A 17,827-nucleotide genomic window follows, 5' to 3' on the forward strand; every position below is an offset into this window, starting at 1 on the left:
CATGGACACCAGCTTCCAACGTTTCGTCAGCACGCTCGAGCAGGAGCTGGCGCACGAGGACGTGCTGTCCCGCACCGGCCGCGTGACCGAGGTGGTCGGCACGCTGATCCGGGCCAGCGGCCTGGACGCCAAGGTCGGCGAGCTGTGCGAGCTGCGCGACACGCGCGGGCGGATGCTGCAGCGCGCCGAGGTGGTCGGCTTCGGCAAGCACGGCGCGATCCTGTCGCCGTTCGGCTCGCTGGGCGGCGTGTCCGAGGGCACGCAGGTGGTCGGCACCGGCCGGCCGCTGTCGGTGCGCGTCGGCCCGCAGCTGCTGGGCCGCGTGATCAGCGGCCTGGGCGACCCGATCGACGGGCTCGGCCCGCTGCAGGGCGACGAGGAACGGCCGGTGTTCGCCGACCCGCCCGACCCGATGAGCCGCGCGATGATCGAGCACCCGCTGCCCACCGGCGTCAAGATCATCGACGGGCTGATGACGCTGGGCGAAGGCCAGCGCATGGGCATCTTCGCGCCGGCCGGCGTCGGCAAGAGCACGCTGATGGGCATGCTGGCGCGTGGCGCGCAATGCGACGTCAGCGTGATCGCGCTGATCGGCGAACGCGGCCGCGAGGTGCGCGAGTTCATCGAGTTCATCCTCGGGCCCGAGGGCATGGCGCGCTCGGTGGTGGTGTGCGCCACCTCCGACCGCTCGAGCATCGAGCGCGCAAAGGCCGCCTACGTGGCCACCGCGGTGGCCGAGTACTACCGCGACCAGGGCCAGCGCGTGCTGCTGATGATGGATTCGCTGACGCGCTTTGCGCGGGCGCAGCGCGAGATCGGCCTGGCTGCGGGCGAGCCGCCGGCGCGGCGCGGCTTCCCGCCGTCGGTGTTCGCCGAGCTGCCGCGGCTGCTCGAGCGCACCGGCATGGGCGCGGTCGGCTCGATCACCGCGCTGTACACCGTGCTGGCCGAGGACGAGAGCGGCGGCGACCCGATCGCCGAAGAGGTGCGCGGCATCCTGGACGGCCACATGATCCTGTCGCGCAAGATCGCGGCGAAGAACCAGTACCCGGCGATCGACGTGCTGGGCAGCCTGTCGCGCGTGATGTCGCAGATCGTGCCGGCCGAACACGCCGAGGCGGCCGGCCAGCTGCGCAACCTGATGGCCAAGTACGACGAGGTCGAGATGCTGTTGCAGGTGGGCGAGTACCAGGCCGGCAACGACCCGGTGGCCGACCTGGCGATCGAACGCGTCGGCGAGATCCGTGCCTTCCTGAACCAGAAGACCAGCGACCTGATGCCGTACGAGGACATCCTCGGGCAGCTGGGCGAGGTGGTGCGGTGAGCGCGCCGGTGAAGGCCCTGCGCACGCTGGTCAAGGTGCGCAAGCGCCAGGGCGAGCGGCTGGAGGCCGAGCTCGTGGCCGCGCGCAAGCAGCTGGCCGAGTGCGAGGAGGCGCGCGTGACCGCCGAAGGCGAGCTGGCCGCGTGCCAGGCCGACGAGCGCGCGGCCCGCGACGAGCGCGACCTGCTGCTGCGCGGCGCCTTCACGCCGCACGCGGTGCGCGCGCTGGATTTCCGCATCGACGATGCGAAGGCCGCCACCGCGCAGGCCGAGCGCACGCTGGCCGAGCGCCACAAGGCCACCGAACGCCAGCAGGCCGTGGTGCACGCGGCGCAGGCGGCGGTGCGCCGCAACGACCAGCGCATCGAGAGCTTCGAGGCCCGCATCGCAGCCGTGCTGCGCGAGCGCGAGGCGGCCCAGGAGGAGCTGGCCGAGGAAGAGACCGAGGAGACCGGCGCCGCGCGCTTCGTCGCCCGCCAGCGCGCTGCCCGCCAGGAGGCCGCCCATGGATGACATGCAGGGCCTGTACGACTTCGCGGCGCGCTCGCTGCAGCCGCTGGAAGACCTGTTCCTCGCGACCGCGCTGGCCRGCCTGCGGCTGTTCGCCGCGTTCAACGTGCTGCCGCCGATGGGCAGCCAGTTCATCCAGGGCTACGTGCGCGCCGGCGTCGTCGTGATCATCGGCGGCTTCGTCGCGTTCGGGCTGCCGTCCGACATGGCCAGCCACCTGACGGCCGGCCAGTGGGCCGGCTACGCGCTGAAGGAAACCATGATCGGCCTGCTGATGGGCTTTGCCGCCTCGACGGTGTTCTGGGTCGCCGAGAGCGTGGGCGCACTGATCGACACGCAGGCCGGCTACAACAGCGTGCAGCTGACCAACCCGATGAGCGGCGAGCAGAGCACGCCGGTGTCCAACCTGCTGGTGCAGCTGGTGATCACGGTGTTCTTCGCGCTGGGCGGCATGCTGGTCTTCATCGGCGCGATCTTCGAGTCGTTCCACGTCTGGCCGCTGTTCTCGCAGATGCCCGAGATCAGCCGCATCCCCGAGCACTTCATCGTGCAGCAGACCGATTCGCTGATGACCAGCACCGTCAAGTTCGCGGCGCCCATGCTGTTGGTGCTGGTGCTGATCGACCTGGGCGTCGGGCTGATCACGCGCGCCGCCGACAAGCTGGAACCCACCAACCTGAGCCAGCCGATCAAGGGCGCGGTGACCTTGCTGATGCTGGCGCTGCTGATCAGCGTGCTGGTCAGCCAGGTGCGCCACCTGCTGCTGCCGACGGGCCTGCTGCAGCAGCTGCAGGGCAGCCTGCAGATGCGCTGACGGATCCGCGTGCCCCGACACACCCCCACGAAAGGACAGGAACATGAACATGATGGTCGGCAACAAGGCCTGGCTGGACCCGCAGGCCGGGCTCGCGATGCCGCGCAAGGGAACGCTGCCGGCCAACGGCGGCAGCGAATCGGCGGGTGCGGGCCTGCAGCTGCCGCCGCTGCAGCTGTCGATCGGCGCCGGTGACGACGAAGACGGCGAAGGCGGCGGCGCCCAGCTGCTGAAGGGCATGATGGGCGCCGTGCAGCAGTGCGGCGCGCAGTCGGCCCAGGCCGCGCAGCGCGCGCAGGCCGGCGCGCGGCAGCCGCCGCAGCAGGTGTCGCCCGAGCAGAAGGCGTCGCGGCTGGACGCCTTGTCGACGCTGGAGCGCCATGAAGGCGCGTTCAGCAAGCACGGCACCAAGATCAGCGACATGAAGAAGATGGCGGAGGACCCGAAGACCCCGCCCGACCTGAAGGAGGCGCTGAACACGGTGCTGTCCGACGAAGGGCTGCAGAACATGCTGGACGGCGCCAAGAACGGCAAGCTCGACCACAAGATCAGCTCGAAGGACATCAAGAAGCTGGCCGAGGACCCGCAGCTGCAGGCCTACAACCGCGACAAGGCCGAGGGCTACGCCGGCAACTACATCCCGTCCGACGACGGCGGCAAGACCACGCAGGGCCGCCCGATCACCAAGGAGGATGCGGAGAACGAGCTGTACAAGTACGCCGACTACCTGCCGAAGAACATGTCGCCCGACAGCCTGAAAGACATGGTGAACGGCACCGCCGGCGTCGGCAAGTGCCCGCCGCAGCTGATCGCCGCGGCCAAGTACTTCGAGGACCATCCGCAGGAGTGGAAGGACCTGAACAACGGCAAGGAGAAGGTCTCGCGTGCCGAGATGGAGGACAACATCTCGGCCAAGGGGCGGTTGACGCCGGACCAGAAGACGGCGCTGGACCGCATCGATGCCGACCCGAACCATGTCTTCGGCGACAAGTTCGGCCGCAAGAAGCTGCAGCAGATCGTCGACGACCCGAAGAGCGCACCGCAGGACAAGGCGGCGGCGAAGAAGTTCCTGGACGACCCGGTCATCTTCGGCAAGCTGGACAACGCGAAGAACGGCAGCAACATCCACGGTGCGAAGAAGCTGTGGCTGCAATCGGACGACGATTGCATCAGCCGCGCCGACATCAAGGCCTTCAACGGCAAGCTGCAGAACAAGGACCTCTACACGGCACCGGCGAACGCGGCGCACAAGCCGCAGAACGTCGAGGATGCGAAGGCGGTGAGCGACATGGTGGCCGGCGAGGCCGACCAGCCGGAGACCAAGAAGGCCAAGGGCGGCGGCTTCAAGAAGTTCCTGCAGGGCTGCCTGAGCGTGGTGTCGAAGATCGCGAACGTGATCTCGAAGGTGGCCGAGAAGCTGGGCAGCGTGCTGCCGCCGCCGTTCAACCTGGCGGCCAAGGCGGTGGCGATGGGTTCACGGGCCTGGTCGGAAGGCACCAACATCGCCGCGACGGCGATCAAGGGCGGCGACGTGAAGCAGGCGGCGATCGACGCCGGGCTGGACATCGCCGGCACCGGGATCAATGTGGTGACGAACAGCAGCGCCGGCAGCACGGTGACCGGTGCGGTGAAGGGCGGGATCCACGGGGCGCAGGGGGGCGGGCCGAAGGCGGCGGACTTCTTCTGAGCATGCTGTCCATGGATCATCCCTGCGCCGAGGGGGCCGGACTTGAACGAACACCTCTTTCTGCGTCTGGCCGAAGACGCGGTGCAAGGCCCCGAATCGGGCACACCGCCCGGCGGCTTGCGGGCGTGCGCGTGCAACAGGCACTGCAGCAGCAGGTCGCCGACACCGATTCCCCGCGCTACCTGGGTTGCGCGGTGGTGGCGCTGGCGGCCGACCCGCAGGTGCTGCGCAGGAGCGACCGGGTGCTGCGGGTCGGCGACCTGGCGCGCGCGTACGGTTTCACCAACATCGACGGGCGGCAGGCAGAGGTATTCGAGATGGCACGGGGACCGGATCTGTGAGCAACCGGGCCAACTGAAGATGTCTGCAACGAGACTCTATCCAGCCCGCAGCTCTTCACGAAGGACCTTGCGCAGCACAGCAACCGTGATCGGCCGGTCCTCGCCACTTTTGCGTCTTGGCACCGACAAAGCCTGCCGCAGAGCGGCATTGATCATCGTCTGATAGCCCGTTCCTTCCGCTTCCGCCTTGGCACGAAAAAACTCGATCACGTCATCGTCCAACATGATGGTGATTCGTGTCTTGCCGGGCGACGGGATCACGGCCCCGCGCCTTCCCTGGGAGAAGTCGTATTCCTTACGCATGGTACTGCTCCGTTTCGCCATGACTGGCCTTGCGCGCGGAGATCAGCCGTGTATGGCGTCCGCGCGGTGTGTGAACAACGACAAGTAGCCGACCCAGAGAATCCATTCCCAGCGTCAAGAAGCGCTGCTCACCCTCAGCGTCAGGATCCTCGACCGTGACAGCCCTCGGATCGAGAAGCACCTGCTGCGCATCTGTGAAACTCACCCTGTGCTTGCGCAGATTGGCCTCCGCCTTGGCCGGGTCAAATTCGATTTCCGCCCACTCAGTATACATATTCAATGCATATGGTCAAAGAGTGGAAAGATCGCCCGTCTGCGGGCTGCGCCACGCCGCGCACCGTCTTCATGAAAGACCTCCCTGGTCTTCAGTGGCAGAAGCGGCGCAGTCTGAAATTCCTCCCCAGCGGGGTCAACCGGTCCAGATGAACCTTCGCGAGCTCATCCCGCCGCCTTGCTGAACGACTGGCCCGCCGACCCCAGCAGCGAGTTCAGCTGTTCGTTGAGCCCCTTCATCATCTCGAGCATCTTGGTCAGCTCCTGCATCACCTTCTGCGGGTCATCGTGCCTGCCGTCGGCCTTGTCCAACTCGTCCAGGCGCGATGCGGAGGCACCCAGCAGGTCGCGCAGTTCCTGGAGCATCGCGTCCGCATCGGCGCTTTCCTTGGCGGCCGACGTGGCCTGGGCCTGCCCACCCTGGCCGACCGGCCTGCCCAAGGCCGGCCGGTGCTGCGACGTACCCGGTTGCGGCCGTGCCAGGCCCGGCGGCTGCGATGACGGTTCGCGCCCCGGAAGACTCGCGCGCGGCACACTGCGCGCGCTGCTGAAATGGCCGATCGGGCTCGGGTTGCGCGCCGGCGGCCCGCTGGACGGTGCGCTGCGGGTGCTCGGCCCTGTCGGCGTGGAGGGCCGCTGCGACGGCGTCGCAGGCCGTGGCCCGATGCCGGGCGGCAGGCTGCCCGGCGTCAGGCGCGGCGGCGGCAGCCCGCTGCCGTTGATCGGAGGCATGCTCTACACCCGCCGCATCACTTCGACGCCACGCGGCACAAGCCCAGCACCTCGCGGCTTTGCGTGCAGCTCGGCACCACCGCGGCCGGCTTCGGCGCGACGGCCACGGCCTGGCCGTCAGCGGCCGCCTCGCCGTCGCAGTGCGACAGCACCTTCTGCGTCGGCGCGTAGTACGACCAGCCCTTGGGCAGCTGCGGCGGCGCGAGGCTCACCTCCTGCCACTTCGCGTGCCCGTCGCTCTTCAGCTTGTCGAAGTTGCTGCACATCGACTTCGCGAAGCGCGTCAGCGACTCGCGCAGGCCCGGCGACTGGTAGTCGTAGGTCACCAGCATCGACTTGACCGACAGCGAGGTCACGTCCTGCGCCAGCCAGTTCGGGTAGCTGGTGCTGCGGATCGTCGCCGGCACGTAGGTGCCGTCCAGTGCCTGGCTCTCGGGCGCCGCGCGGTCCAGCGTCAGCAGCTTGATGTACTGGCGCGCCTCCGACTTCATGTCGGCGAACAGCTTGGCCGGCTGGCCGGCGACGATCACGACGACGTCGATCGACTTGTCGGTCGCCAGCTTCACCAGCGCCTCCTCGTTCGACAGGAAACTGGTGTTCTGCTCCAGCATCGGGCTGCCGAACATCGCGCGGTACAGCGTGGTCGCGGTCAGCGCCGTGCCGCTGCCGACCGGCCCGACGTTGATGCGCTTGTCGCGCAGCTCGTGGATGGAGCGCAGCGGCGAATCGGCGCGCGCGACGAAGTAGATCTCCTCGTCGTACAGCGGCATCACGACGCGCAGCGGCTTGATCAGGCGCTCGGCCTGCGCGTCGCCGGCCTTGGCCTGGTCGAGGTAGGCACGGTAGACGTCGGACTGCACCAGCGCCAGGCGCACGCCCGGCTCCGAGCGCAGGCGGCGCACGTTCTCGGCCGAGCCCTTGGACGGCAGCACCTCCAGCGGCAGCCCGGCCGGCTGCGCGATGAAGCGCGACAGGTCGCGGCCGATCTCGATGTAGGTGCCGCGGTCGGAACCGGTGACGATGCGGTCGCCGGCGGCCTGGGCCGCGGCGCTGGTCAGGCACAGGGCTGCCGTCAGGGCAGTCAGAAACAGGTGGCGCATGGGGTTCTCCAATCAGGGGGAATCAGGGGGAAGGGACCGCGCACAGGCCGAGGGCCAGGCGCGCGCGGGAACAGGTATCGGGGGCACTGGCCGCCGCGGCGGCGGCCGGCAGCAAGGCCTCGATGGGCGAAAGCGCAGGAGCGGGAGCGGGGGCCGGCGCGGCAACGACGGCCGCGGCAGAGGCAGAGGCCGCCGCTTCGGGTGCCGATCCCGGCAGCACGGGCAGCACCGGTGCCGATGCCGATGCCGATGCCGATGCCGATGCGGCAACGGCCGCAGGCCGCGCCGCCGGCACCACCGCCGAAGCGGCCGCAGCCGGCAGCGCGCTGCGCGCCGCCGCACCGCCATCGAACGACAACGCGAACGACATCGCTCCGGCGACCAGGCCGCCGCCCACCAGCCACGGCAGCCAGCGGCGCAGGCGGTGCTCCGTTGCCTTCGGCGGCGCGAGGAACGACGCGGCGAAGGGCGGCGCCTCGGCCTCGCCCGGCGGCGTGGCCGCCCGCGCTGCCAGGTCGTGGGCCAGGTCCTGCGCCAGGTCTTGCGCCAGCTGCGCATCCAGGCGCGCCAGCATGCTCGCGAAGGCGTCGCGCTCGCGGGGTGTGGTGGGGGTGCTCATCGTGCCTCCCGGGGGATGTCGAAATCCGCCATGCGCGCGAGGAAGTCCTCGCGCACGCGGCGCTCGTCCAGCTGGCTGGCCAGCACGCGGCAGAACTGCTCGCGGTTGCCCGCGGCCGACGCGGCGCGCTTCACCAGCACCGCGGCCACCGGGCCGATGTGTTCGGCCAGCACGCTGGTGGCATAGCCCAGCACGGCCTGCGGTGCCGCGTCGGCGACGCGCCGCACGCGCTTCGGCTGCAGCGCCTGCAGCCCTTGTGCTTCGGTGCCGTAGTTCACCGCATCGCCGATGTGGCCGAACACGCGGCACGGCCGCAGCGCCGCTTCCAGCTCGGCGACGCGCGCCCCGCCCACCACCAGCAGTTGCCGGCCGTCGTGCTGCATCACCGCCGCGCAGCGCGCCAGCGCCTTGGCCGCGGTCAGGTCCACGCCACCGCAGCGGCTCAGGTCGAGCACCGCGAAGCGCGACCCGTTGCTGACGCGCTCGACCGCCCGCACCGCCGCCTCGACCGTCGCGAAGAACAGCGGCTGCCCGACCTCGACCACCGGGATGCCGCGCAGCGCGCTGCCGGCGCCCGGCGTGCCGACGAGTGTCGGCGCCATCGCATCGGTGGCGTTGTATTCGCGGCGGACCAGGCTGGCGCGCATCTGCACGAAGGCCAGCACCGAGGCGGCCCCCACGCCCGCCGCCACCGCCGCCAGCACGTCGGCCCACAGCAGCAGCACGCACACCAGCAGCACCACGGCCAGCTCGCCGCGCATGCCGTGACGGTCGGCGCGCCATTGCAGCAGCAGTTCGCGCAGCGGCGGCACGACGATCTCGGCGCCGACGCACAGCATCAGCGCCGCGATCACCGCCAGCGGCAGCTTGCCGATCAGCGGCGCGAAGGCCAGCGTGCCCAGCCCGACCAGCAGCGCCGATGCCAGCGCCGCACTGCGCGAGCGCGCACCGGCCTTCACGTGCACCGACGAGGTCGAGGTGCCGCCGGCCAGCGGCAGGCCGCCGGCGCACAGCGACACCAGCGAGCCGCAGGCGCCGGCCAGCAGCGCGCGATTGGCATCGAAGCGCTGCGCGCCGAGGTCTTCGATCTGCATCGCCGAGGCCAGCGTCTCGACCGAGTTGACGAGCGCGATCACCAGCGCGAAGGCCAGCACGTCCAGCAGGTGCGAGCCCGCCAGGCCGGTGGCGAACAGGTCGGCCAGGCGCGACAGCGGCAGCAGCGGGCCGGCATCGAAGGCGATCGCCGGCAGGTGCGGCAGCGCGCCGGGGGCGCGCAGGTCGACCACCGTCGCGACCAGCAGGCCGGCGCCCAGGCCGGTCAGCAGCGCGCCGCCGGCACCCTGGCGCCAGCGCAGCAGCGCGAACACGCCGAGCGTGGCGATGGCCGAGGCCAGCGGCGCCCAGGGGCGCAGGCGGTCCGGTGCGGCCACCAGGTCGGGCAGCTGCGACCACACCAGCTTCAATGCCAGCGCGATCACCAGGCCGGCCATCACCGAAGTCGGGATCAGGCGGATCAGGCCGCCCAGGCGCAGCGCCGCGAAGGCCAGCTGGAACAATGCCGACAGCAGCAGGCACAGCGCCAGCAGGCCCAGCACCTGCGGCAGGTTGCCGCCCTCTGCGGCGCCGAACGAGGTGGCGGCTGCTGCGATGACCACGGCCACCGACGCGCGCGGCGAGAAGATCTGCGTCGGCACCGAGCCCAGCAGGCTCGCGACGAAGGCGCCGAGCGATGCGGCGACCAGGCCGGACAGGACCATCGCCGGGACCAGCCCCGGCCCCATCGCGGCGAGCGAGCCGCCGGCGACCGCGCTGTACGAGACGGTCGTGACGAGCGACAGCAGGGCCGACAGCACGGCGCCTCGCACATCGCCCCAGGGCAGCGCGTTCACGCCGGCGTGCGCTGCGATCGCGGAAGAACTGGAATGGGAGTGCATGGTGGTGAAGGTGGTGAGAGGTGTCGGAGGTCAGGCGTGCATCGGCTGCACGGCCGCAACGGCCGCGAGGGCCGGCATCGCGGAAGGGGTCGGCGTGCCGCGCACCGGCAGCGGCGCGGCATCGATGCGGTAGCCGCTGCCGTAGACGCCGCGCAGCGCGAGGGCTTCGCCGGCGCAGCGCTTGAGCTTGCGGCGCAGCTGGTAGATGTGCTGCTCGATCGAGCGGCCGGTGAGGCCGGCATCGCTGCCCCACACGTCCTGCGCGAGGCGGGCGCGGGTCACCAGCTGGCCGGCGTTCTCGAACAGCAGTTGGGCAAGAGCCAGTTCGCGCGCGGTCAGCCCGACGCGCTGCGACGGCGACACGATGGCGCAGGCCGCGCGGTCGATGCTGCAACCGGCCAGGCTCGGGCCCTGTGCGGCGGGTGCCGGCTGGCGGYGGCGCGTGGCAGCGCCGATGCGGGCCAGCAGTTCGGCACCGCGCACCGGCTTCGCGACGAAATCGTCGACGCCGGCGTTCAGCACCTGCGCGGCGGCCAGCGGATCGGCACGGCCCAATGCGACCAAAGTCACTTCCGGGTTCAGCCAGCTGCGGCGCCAGTCGACCAGCGCGGCGCAGTCGGCCAGCGCGTCGTCGACGTCGACCACGACCAGGCCGTGGTCGTCGCGCTTGATGCCGCGCAGCAGCGTGGCGGTGGACGCATAGGTTTCACAGTGGAAACCGGCGCACTCCAGCGCGGTGCGCACCACCAGCTGCGTCTCTTTGTCTTCGATCAACAAGGCTGCTTTGTTCACGAGACTCCCCTTTGGTTGAATGATGTCTGCCCGTCTCGTTTCGCAAGGCATGTGCCACGAAGCCATGGATGGCTGCGCGATTTGCAAGCGGTTTCATCTTCGCTCGCAAGTACTTGATTCATCGTCGTGGCGGGCGTGGCGGCGCGTCGCGGCGGCCGGTCATCCGACAGCGCCCGCGAACCGCGAGAATCAAGTTTGAGAAGCAGGGCCCCGTCGGTCTCTCAGTGCTGCAACGAACGGTCGTTCGAGTTCTGAAAGCGGTGTCAGCGTGGCGTCAGTCTCGCAGCCCGAATGCCAATCCGGGCTCGTGCCGTGGCGCGGGCAAAGCCGCGTGCGCGGTGGGTGGGGCGCGCCGGATGAAGCGGTCCTCGCCCTGGCGGGCGAGGACTCCCCTGCGCGGCCTGCTTTCAAGGCCCGTCGCCGAAACTCCCGCCGCTCGCTGCGCTCGCTGTGGTCAAACAGTCGGCGACAAGTCAGTCCACGAAGCGCGCTGGCGCGCGCGGGCCTTGAAACCAGTCAGCTCCGGCGCCCCATCCTGATTGGCGCGCCCCACCCACCGCGCACGCGCCTTTGCCGAACCAGCCGTTTTATGCGGAGATCCCGGATTGGCATCCGGGCTACGAAGACGGGGTAGCCCGGATGCCAATCCGGGACAGAGCAAGCGCAGCGAAGCGCCCCCTCAAGCAACGCGCCGGGGAACTGGCTTTGCCAGGCCCCTGGCGTGGCGCCCCTTGGGGGCAGGAGCGATAGCGACTGGGGGGCTAATCTTTATATGCGGAGGGATCCACCGCCAGCGCCTTCAGCTTGCGGTACATCGTGGCCGGCGTCAGCGACAGCTCGGCACAGGCCGCCTTCACCGAGCCGCCGTGGCGGCGCAGCGCCTCTTCGAGCAGGCTGCGCTCGATCATCGCGACCGACTCGTCGAACGAGCGCGGCGCCGAGGCCGTCGGCTCGCCGTCGACGAAGATCGGCAAGCCGAGGATCATCCGCTCGGCACACGCCTTCAGCTCGCGCACGTTGCCCGGCCAGCGCGACGCGAGCAGCGCCTGGTGCTGGTCCGGCGTCAGCGACGGCACCGGCATCTGGAAGCGCAGGCTCGCCTGCTGCAGGAAAACCTGGAACAACCCGAGGATGTCGCCCAGCCGGTCGCGCAGCGCCGGGATCTTCAGCGAGGCGACATTGAGGCGGTAGAACAGGTCGGGCCGGAACTCGCCCTTCTTCGCCAGGTCCTCCAGGCTCACCTTGGTGGCCGCGACGACGCGGAAGTTGACCGGGATCGGCTTGTTGCTGCCCAGCCGCTCGACCTCGCGCTCCTGGATCACGCGCAACACCTTGGCCTGCAGCGCCAGCGGCATCGCCTCGATCTCGTCGAGGAACAGCGTGCCGTCCTTCGCGTGCTCGATCTTGCCGATGCGCTGCTTGCCGGCACCGGTGAAGGCGCCCGCCTCGTGGCCGAACAGCTCGCTCTCGAACAGGCTCTCGGGAATCGCCGCGCAGTTCAGCGCGACGAAGTTGCCGTTGCGCCGGCCGAAATCATGCAGGCAGCGCGCCACCAGCTCCTTGCCGGTGCCGGTCTCGCCATGGATCAACACATCCACCGGCGTCGGCGCCAGGCGCAGGATCAGGTCGCGCAATTCGCGCACCGGCGCCGCATCGCCACGCACGATCTGGTCGATGCCCGACGATTCGGCCAGCCGGCTCTTCAGCTGCCGGTTCTCCTGCACCAGCCGGTACTGGTCGGCCGCACGCTGCATCACCGCCAGCAGGCGCTCGCGGCTGAAAGGCTTCTCGAGGAAGTCGTAGGCGCCGGAACGGATCGCCTGGATCGCGGTCGGGATGTCGCCGTGGCCGGTCATCAGCACCACCGGCAGGTCGGCATCCTTCTCCCTGGCCCGCTGCAGCACGAACAGCCCATCGGCCYTGGGCAGCCGCAGGTCGGTCAGCACCGCCGCCGGCGCCACGGCGGCCATCTGCGCCATCGCCGATTCGGCATCCTCGAACAGGCTCACCTGGTAGCCGGCCAGCTCGAGCGCCCGCTTGACACTGAAGCGGAACGCCTCGTCGTCCTCGATCACGAGGATGCGCGTGGTGGTGATTCCTGCGGTGGTTCCCGCGGCGGTCTCGGCGGGCGTGTCGGCGGGGCTGGCGGCTTTGTCTTGCATGGAGTCGGGAACTGGGGAGATCGGCGGATGCACCATCTTCGCAGGAATGCGGCCGTGCGACAGCCCCGGCGCACGCGGTCTTCGCTTGCACAGGCACGGCTTCGGATGCGCCCGCCCGGTGCCCTCGCCCCGCCCCTACCGTGGAGCACCACGCCGGCCGCCGGCCCGCCCCACCTGCCGAGGAGTCCCATGCCACCACCGATCACCCCCTTGCTGCGCGCCGGCGCACAGGCCGCCCGCATCGCCGAGCAGGCGGCCCGCCGCGCCACCACCGCCGCCCCCGGCCTCGTGCAAGGGGCCCTGGGTGCCGCACGGCGCACGCAGCAAGGCGTCGGCGGCCTGACGTCGCGCATGTCGCAGCTGGCATCGAACCCGGCCCTGCGGGCGGCCGGTGCACGCGTCCAGCCGCGGGCGATGAACGCGCTGGCCCAGCTGCAGCAGATGCGCCAACCGATCGCGGCGGCGCTCCAGAACCCGGCGGCTGCGGCCTTCCAGGGCGTGGACCGCGCCGCGCAGGTGACGTCGGGCTTCCTGCAGGCGCTGCAGCTGGTGGAGCACAGCGCGACGTTCCAGCGTTTCGCCGGGCCGCGGTTGAACGCTGCGCTGCACGAGGCACAGGCGGGGCTGCACACGCTGGAGAACTTCCTGCAGTCGGCGATGACGTTCGGCGAGGACGCAGGCAAGCTGATCGGCCTGCTGGGCGGCGGCACGAAGCCTGCGCGGCCCGACGCGACGCCACCGCAGCAGCCGCAGCCCCTCGTGCCGCCGCGGCCGAGCCGTCCGCCGACGACACCGTCCGCATCGACCAGCCCTGCACGCCCCACACCGCAGGCGTCTGCCGCACGTCCGCAGAGCGCGCCCGCGGTGCTCGGCGCAACGCCGTCCTGAGGCCATGGCATGAGCACACTTCACGAGGATCCCGTCATGACATCCGCGACCGCCGACATCGGCGAACTGCAGGCCGAGGCCATGCGCCGCCTGGATGCGCTGATCGAGCGCATCACCGACCAGCTGATGGGCGACCCGGCCGATCCATCGGCCGAGACGGATCGCGACGCCTGCCGGCAGGCGGCGATCGCGGTGCTGGCGCACGCCAGTCGGCAGGGTGGCCCCCACGACGCCGCCGCGGCCGGCGCCTCGCTGCTGGTGCAACTGCTGCGGCGCAACGCCGCACCCTGACCTATTGCACGGGCGCGAGGGCCAGTTCCGCGTCGAGATCGTCGCAAGCCGACTTGCACCAATCGACGAGCGTCTGGCCGCCCTTTGCCGCCAGCATCGGCCTGCATTGCTCCCGTCGCTCAGCGGCCTCGTCGATTTCTCCGTCACGCAGTGCGTCGACAGCAGCCAGGATTTCGCAGCACAGCAGCAGTCGGCCGTGGTGCGCCTTGACGGCAGTCTCATCGCCACCGGCCAGTGCGAGCGAGGCGGCCGACACGTCCTCGTCCAGATTGCCACACAGGTACGCCAACGCCGCCAATGCCACGGTGTGGAGTCGGTCAGGGACACCACGTACCTTGCCGCACAGGGCGCAGCAGGCCGCGAAGACATCGCGGAGCAGCGCTTCGTGACCTTCGAACGCCCGTTGCAGCAGGTCCATGCACGACAACGGCGAAGGAGATGTCTGCACGGCCAAGGCCAGCACGTCGGTCGCCACGCGCTTGGTGGCCGCGGTCACTTCGCCCAAGCCCAGCCCCGCAAGCTCCCGGCGAACTCTCGCAAGAGTCTGGCTGTTCGCGCGCAGCATCTCGAGCGACATGCCGCTCCTCGTGCCGAGGTACCTGACCACGAACTGCTGCAGGTACTTGTCGGGTTCGTCCAGCCGCGAGATGTCCCCCAACAGCTTCCAGTGCGCCGGCCCGAGTGCGAAGGCACCGGTCTTGCCAGTGGGGGCCAGGTCGGCGAAGCGTTGCTCGACCGACGCCACCCCTTCAGCCTGATCGGAAGAGTCGCTGCTCCAGGATTGGGTTTCGCATTCATGATCGCTTGAAAGGAGCCACCGCCCTGGAGAGGATGAGCGTCTTCGTGTTCGTTTTGCCATGCGCAGTGCCGAGGAAATGGTGCCGACTCAGTCACCTGCCCCAGCGGATGGTTCCAGGCGCTACAGCCCCCCCGGCACCGTCGTCGGATCCTCCGCCGGCAACCGCACCTCGAACACCGCCCCGCCCWCCACCGCATTGCGCGCCAGCAGTTCGCCGCCCATCTCGCGCACCACGTCGCGCGACAGCGCCAGCCCCAGGCCCAGCCCGCGCCCCGCCGCCTTGGTCGAGAAGAACGGCTGGAACAGCCGCTCCAGCACCGGTGGCGCGAGCCCCGGGCCGTTGTCGGCCACGCTCAGCACGACGAACTCGCCGTCGGGCACGCAGCCGAACTCGATGCGCCGCGCCGCCACCGGCTCCAGCACGTCGAGCGCGTTGTTCACCAGGTTCGCGATCACCCGCACCACCTGGCCTTCGTCGCCGTGCGCCGCCGCATCGTCGAAGCCGATGATGATCTCGCACTGCGTCTGCAGCAGCCGCGAGCGCAGCATGCCCAGCGCCTCCAGCACGGCCTGGCGCAGGCTGAGCCGCTGGCCCTGCGCCGCCCGGCGCGCCGGGAAGGCCGCCAACTGCGCCGTCAGGTCGGTCAGGCGGGTCGACAGCTTCAGCATCGAGCGCATGCTGGCCAGCACCTCGTCGGGTGCCTCGCCGCGCTCGATCAGCTCCAGCGCCGTCTCGGCCAGCAGCCGGATCGACGCCATCGGCTGGTTCAGCTCGTGGTTGATGCTGGCCACCAGGTGGCCGACGTTGGACAGCCGCTGCGCATAGGCCAGCGTCTGCTCGGTGCTGCGCAGCTCCTGCTCGGCATCGCGGTCCAGCGCCAGCATCTCGGCGCGCAGCGCGATCGCCTCGCGCTGCTGCTCGGCGGCCGTGCGCGAGCTCTCGGCATAGGCCTCGTACGCGCCGCGGTGCTCGCCCTGCGCCTCCAGCAGCTCGGCCAGCAGCCCCAGCGCCGTCACCAGCCGCGGCTCGTTGTGCAGCGTGGACAGGTGCTTCACCGCGGCGCGCGCGCACGACACCGCGGCACGCGCCCGCCCACGCTCGCGCTGCAGCTCGGCCATCTGCAGCCAGACCAGGCCGCGCTCCAGCCGGCTGCGGTTCTCGCGCGCCCATTCGGCCAGCCGGCGCAAGGCCAGCAGCACCGTCGCGTCGTCGCCAACGGCCATCGCGACCTGCGCGATGTTCTGCAGCACCTGGCCGCCATCGGGCTGCCCACGGGGGGATTCGACGTGGCGCACGTCCGGCAGCACCGCCGACGCGCGGGCGTACTCGGCCTGCGCCTGCTGCACCTCACCGCGCTGCGCCAGCTGGCGGCCGCGCTCCAGCCGCATCAGCGCCTCGTTGTGGCGCAGGCTGATGTCCAGGTGCCGGTCGTGCGGCGGGTTCACCAGGCCGACCGCCTGCTCGGCCACCGCGATGGCCTGTTCCAGGTCGCCGGCGAGGCGATGCGCCATCGCCATCGCCGCATGGCAGCGCGCCAGGTCGGCACGGTTCTCCATCACGCGAAAGCGCTCGGCCGCCTCGGCGATCAGCGTCATCGCGCGCTCGTGCTCGCCGACGTCCAGCCAGCACTGCCCGCGCAGCAACAGGATGCGGGTGGCGCGCCAGCGGTCGTCGCGCCGTTCCAGCGCCTGCTGGGCCTCCAGGCACAGCACGTAGGCGCGGTCCGGGCGGCGCGCCTGCAGCACGATGGACGCGGCGCGGAACAGCGTGCGCACCGTCTCGCCGTCGTCGCCGGTCGCGCGCGCGAGCGCAATGGCTTCCTCGCACAGCGCGACCGCGTAGGGCCCATCGGCGGCGACGCTGAGCGACGCCTTGCGCAGCCGCTGCTCGACCTCGGACGGCAGCAGCCGCTCCGGTGCGGTGTGCGGCCAGAGCGTCGGGCGGTCTTCGAAGAGCTCCTGGGGGTCGCTGTCGGACATGGGAGGCGATTGTGCAATGCGCCGGCTTCGACAGGCTCAGCCCGAACGGAGGCCGGCGAGCAGGGCTTCGACAAGCTCAGCCCGAACGGTTCGGGCGCTGGTCATCATGCGCGCAACCACAGGTAGTCGCCGGCCGAGATGGCCTCGAACATGTCGTCCGGGGCCTGCAGCAGGTGGTCCTTCCAGTAGCGGCCGTGCTCGGCATAGTGCGTCAGCGTCTCCATCAGCCACGCACCGTCGATGTCGTCGCTCATCGGCACGCGCACGATCAGCTGCGTCGAGCCGGTGTCCGGGTCCAGGCCCAGCTGCGCCTGGTCCTGCGCATACACCAGCAGGTTCGATTCCAGCATCAGCCGGAAGATCGACAGCGTGCGCCCGGCCGTCGTGATGCCGTAGTCGAACTGGATGTACATCGCCTGCGGATCGTTCGCCACGTGGTCGACGATCACGCTGAACCCCTCGACCTCGACGCGGCGCGCCTGCAGCACCGCCTGCACGTCCGGCAGGTCCAACTCGCCGCACAGCGCGGTCAGCAGGCCGACGTAGCGTTCGTGGTCCGCGTCGCCCTCCGGCGCGTCGTCTGGAACGCCTTGCGGCGCTTCTTCGTCGTTCATCGCTCGCTCCTCCTGGCCTGCACCATCAGCTTCGCGATGGCCAGCGCCGCCTGTTCCTCGGTCCGCGGCACCTGCAGCTGCAGCAACAGCATCGGCAGCGTCAGGTGCAGCATCACCACCGCCGGCGCGAAGCCGCCCTCGGGCCGCTGCGGTTTCGCGAAATGCGCCAGCAGGTGCTCGGCCACGCGCTTCAGCCCGCCGCGGTCGACCCGGCCGCCGGCGCGCGCGGCGCGCAGCAGGTCGAGCTGCAACCGGCGCAATGCGGCCGCCGTGTGCGCGACGTCCTGGCGCTGCACGGCCTGCGCGACCAGGCCGATGCTGCCCTTCACGCAGCGCTGCAGCGGCACCTTCGAATCGAAGAGCCTGTGCCGGCGCAGGCCGCCGCCCGCGTCGTCCGCCTTGCCGGACAGCCCGCGCGCGCGCGCCTGCCGGTCCTGGCGCGAGCGCTCGCCGCCGCCTTCGTCCTGGTCGTCGCCGCCGTCCTGCGCCTGCTCGCGCAGCTGCACCGCGGCCGTGCCGGCCTGCTCGCCCGCCTGCGAATGGACGTCGTGCTCGTCGTCCTCGGACGGCACGCCGGAGGCGCCGCGCCGCCGCGCCTTGCGCTGCGGCTTGCCGGCCCGCTTCGGCCGCGAGCCGGGCCCGTGCCAGCCCGCCCTGTGTCGGCC

General features: G+C 70.7%; 19 protein-coding genes. 7 read left to right on the forward strand and 12 right to left on the reverse strand.

Annotation, left to right across the window (positions count from 1 at the left end; all coding sequences use genetic code 11):
- Nucleotide 1 precedes the first annotated feature (1 nt).
- From sctN to AC1DYN_RS19710, 5 genes are all read left to right on the forward strand, one after another.
- Nucleotides 2–1,324 (forward strand): type III secretion system ATPase SctN, encoded by a 1,323-nt coding sequence (sctN, locus tag AC1DYN_RS19690; protein ID WP_477962632.1) that lies wholly within the window; start codon nt 2–4, stop codon nt 1,322–1,324.
- The gene (locus tag AC1DYN_RS19695) at nt 1,321–1,836 is read left to right on the forward strand and encodes a hypothetical protein (protein WP_477962634.1); all 516 of its coding nucleotides are present in this window, start codon (nt 1,321–1,323) and stop codon (nt 1,834–1,836) included. The genes sctN and AC1DYN_RS19695 overlap by 4 nt, the downstream gene beginning before the upstream one ends.
- Nucleotides 1,829–2,647, forward strand: a complete 819-nt coding sequence (gene sctT / locus AC1DYN_RS19700) for a type III secretion system export apparatus subunit SctT (RefSeq protein WP_477962636.1) — start codon at nt 1,829–1,831, stop codon at nt 2,645–2,647. The genes AC1DYN_RS19695 and sctT overlap by 8 nt, the downstream gene beginning before the upstream one ends.
- A gap of 43 nt (nt 2,648–2,690) precedes the next feature.
- Entirely contained in the window at nt 2,691–4,334 is a 1,644-nt protein-coding gene (locus tag AC1DYN_RS19705; RefSeq protein ID WP_477962638.1) for an HrpF/NolX family T3SS translocon protein, read from the forward strand.
- Between the two features lie 131 nt (nt 4,335–4,465).
- Nucleotides 4,466–4,675 carry a hypothetical protein gene (locus AC1DYN_RS19710; RefSeq protein ID WP_477962640.1) on the forward strand — a complete coding sequence of 70 codons (210 nt, stop codon included), beginning with the start codon at nt 4,466–4,468 and terminating at the stop codon, nt 4,673–4,675.
- Nucleotides 4,676–4,711: 36 nt separating this feature from the next.
- Here the strand turns inward: AC1DYN_RS19710 and AC1DYN_RS19715 are convergent, their stop codons facing one another.
- The 8 genes from AC1DYN_RS19715 to AC1DYN_RS19750 form a co-directional block, all read right to left on the reverse strand.
- Nucleotides 4,712–4,978, reverse strand: a complete 267-nt coding sequence (locus AC1DYN_RS19715; protein WP_477962642.1) for a BrnA antitoxin family protein — start codon at nt 4,976–4,978, stop codon at nt 4,712–4,714.
- Nucleotides 4,971–5,252 (reverse strand): BrnT family toxin, encoded by a 282-nt coding sequence (locus AC1DYN_RS19720; protein ID WP_477962644.1) that lies wholly within the window; start codon nt 5,250–5,252, stop codon nt 4,971–4,973. Before AC1DYN_RS19720 ends, AC1DYN_RS19715 begins: the two co-directional genes overlap by 8 nt.
- Nucleotides 5,253–5,416: 164 nt before the next feature.
- Nucleotides 5,417–5,983, reverse strand: coding sequence for a hypothetical protein (locus AC1DYN_RS19725; protein WP_477962646.1), 567 nt, complete (start codon nt 5,981–5,983; stop codon nt 5,417–5,419).
- Between the two features lie 17 nt (nt 5,984–6,000).
- Entirely contained in the window at nt 6,001–7,083 is a 1,083-nt protein-coding gene (locus AC1DYN_RS19730; protein WP_477962647.1) for a TAXI family TRAP transporter solute-binding subunit, read from the reverse strand.
- A gap of 22 nt (nt 7,084–7,105) precedes the next feature.
- Nucleotides 7,106–7,702 carry a hypothetical protein gene (locus AC1DYN_RS19735; protein WP_477962649.1) on the reverse strand — a complete coding sequence of 199 codons (597 nt, stop codon included), beginning with the start codon at nt 7,700–7,702 and terminating at the stop codon, nt 7,106–7,108.
- Nucleotides 7,699–9,636 carry a SulP family inorganic anion transporter gene (locus AC1DYN_RS19740; protein WP_477962651.1) on the reverse strand — a complete coding sequence of 646 codons (1,938 nt, stop codon included), beginning with the start codon at nt 9,634–9,636 and terminating at the stop codon, nt 7,699–7,701. The genes AC1DYN_RS19735 and AC1DYN_RS19740 overlap by 4 nt, the downstream gene beginning before the upstream one ends.
- Nucleotides 9,637–9,666: 30 nt before the next feature.
- Complete coding sequence (locus AC1DYN_RS19745) at nt 9,667–10,428, reverse strand: response regulator transcription factor (RefSeq protein WP_477962653.1); 762 nt, start codon at nt 10,426–10,428, stop codon at nt 9,667–9,669.
- Nucleotides 10,429–11,189: 761 nt separating this feature from the next.
- Complete coding sequence (locus AC1DYN_RS19750) at nt 11,190–12,590, reverse strand: sigma-54-dependent transcriptional regulator (RefSeq protein WP_477962655.1); 1,401 nt, start codon at nt 12,588–12,590, stop codon at nt 11,190–11,192.
- A 189-nt stretch (nt 12,591–12,779) separates the two neighbouring features.
- On the opposite strand from AC1DYN_RS19750, the gene AC1DYN_RS19755 reads away from it, so the two are divergent.
- Both AC1DYN_RS19755 and AC1DYN_RS19760 read left to right on the forward strand, forming a co-directional pair.
- Nucleotides 12,780–13,478: a hypothetical protein gene (locus AC1DYN_RS19755; protein WP_477962657.1), complete on the forward strand. Its 699-nt coding sequence runs from the start codon at nt 12,780–12,782 to the stop codon at nt 13,476–13,478.
- 36 nt (nt 13,479–13,514) lie between these two features.
- Nucleotides 13,515–13,769: a hypothetical protein gene (locus AC1DYN_RS19760; RefSeq protein ID WP_477962659.1), complete on the forward strand. Its 255-nt coding sequence runs from the start codon at nt 13,515–13,517 to the stop codon at nt 13,767–13,769.
- Nucleotide 13,770: 1 nt separating this feature from the next.
- Here the strand turns inward: AC1DYN_RS19760 and AC1DYN_RS19765 are convergent, their stop codons facing one another.
- The 4 genes from AC1DYN_RS19765 to AC1DYN_RS19780 all read right to left on the reverse strand — a co-directional run.
- Nucleotides 13,771–14,514 (reverse strand): hypothetical protein, encoded by a 744-nt coding sequence (locus tag AC1DYN_RS19765; RefSeq protein WP_477962661.1) that lies wholly within the window; start codon nt 14,512–14,514, stop codon nt 13,771–13,773.
- 174 nt (nt 14,515–14,688) lie between these two features.
- Nucleotides 14,689–16,548 (reverse strand): ATP-binding protein, encoded by a 1,860-nt coding sequence (locus AC1DYN_RS19770; protein WP_477962663.1) that lies wholly within the window; start codon nt 16,546–16,548, stop codon nt 14,689–14,691.
- 104 nt (nt 16,549–16,652) lie between these two features.
- Complete coding sequence (locus tag AC1DYN_RS19775) at nt 16,653–17,162, reverse strand: type III secretion system chaperone family protein (protein WP_477962665.1); 510 nt, start codon at nt 17,160–17,162, stop codon at nt 16,653–16,655.
- Nucleotides 17,159–17,827 (reverse strand): hypothetical protein (locus AC1DYN_RS19780; protein WP_477962667.1); only part of this gene is annotated, 669 nt, incomplete at its 5' end. The genes AC1DYN_RS19775 and AC1DYN_RS19780, both read right to left, overlap by 4 nt.

It is taken from the genome of Rhizobacter sp. P2_D12 (genome assembly GCF_056404395.1).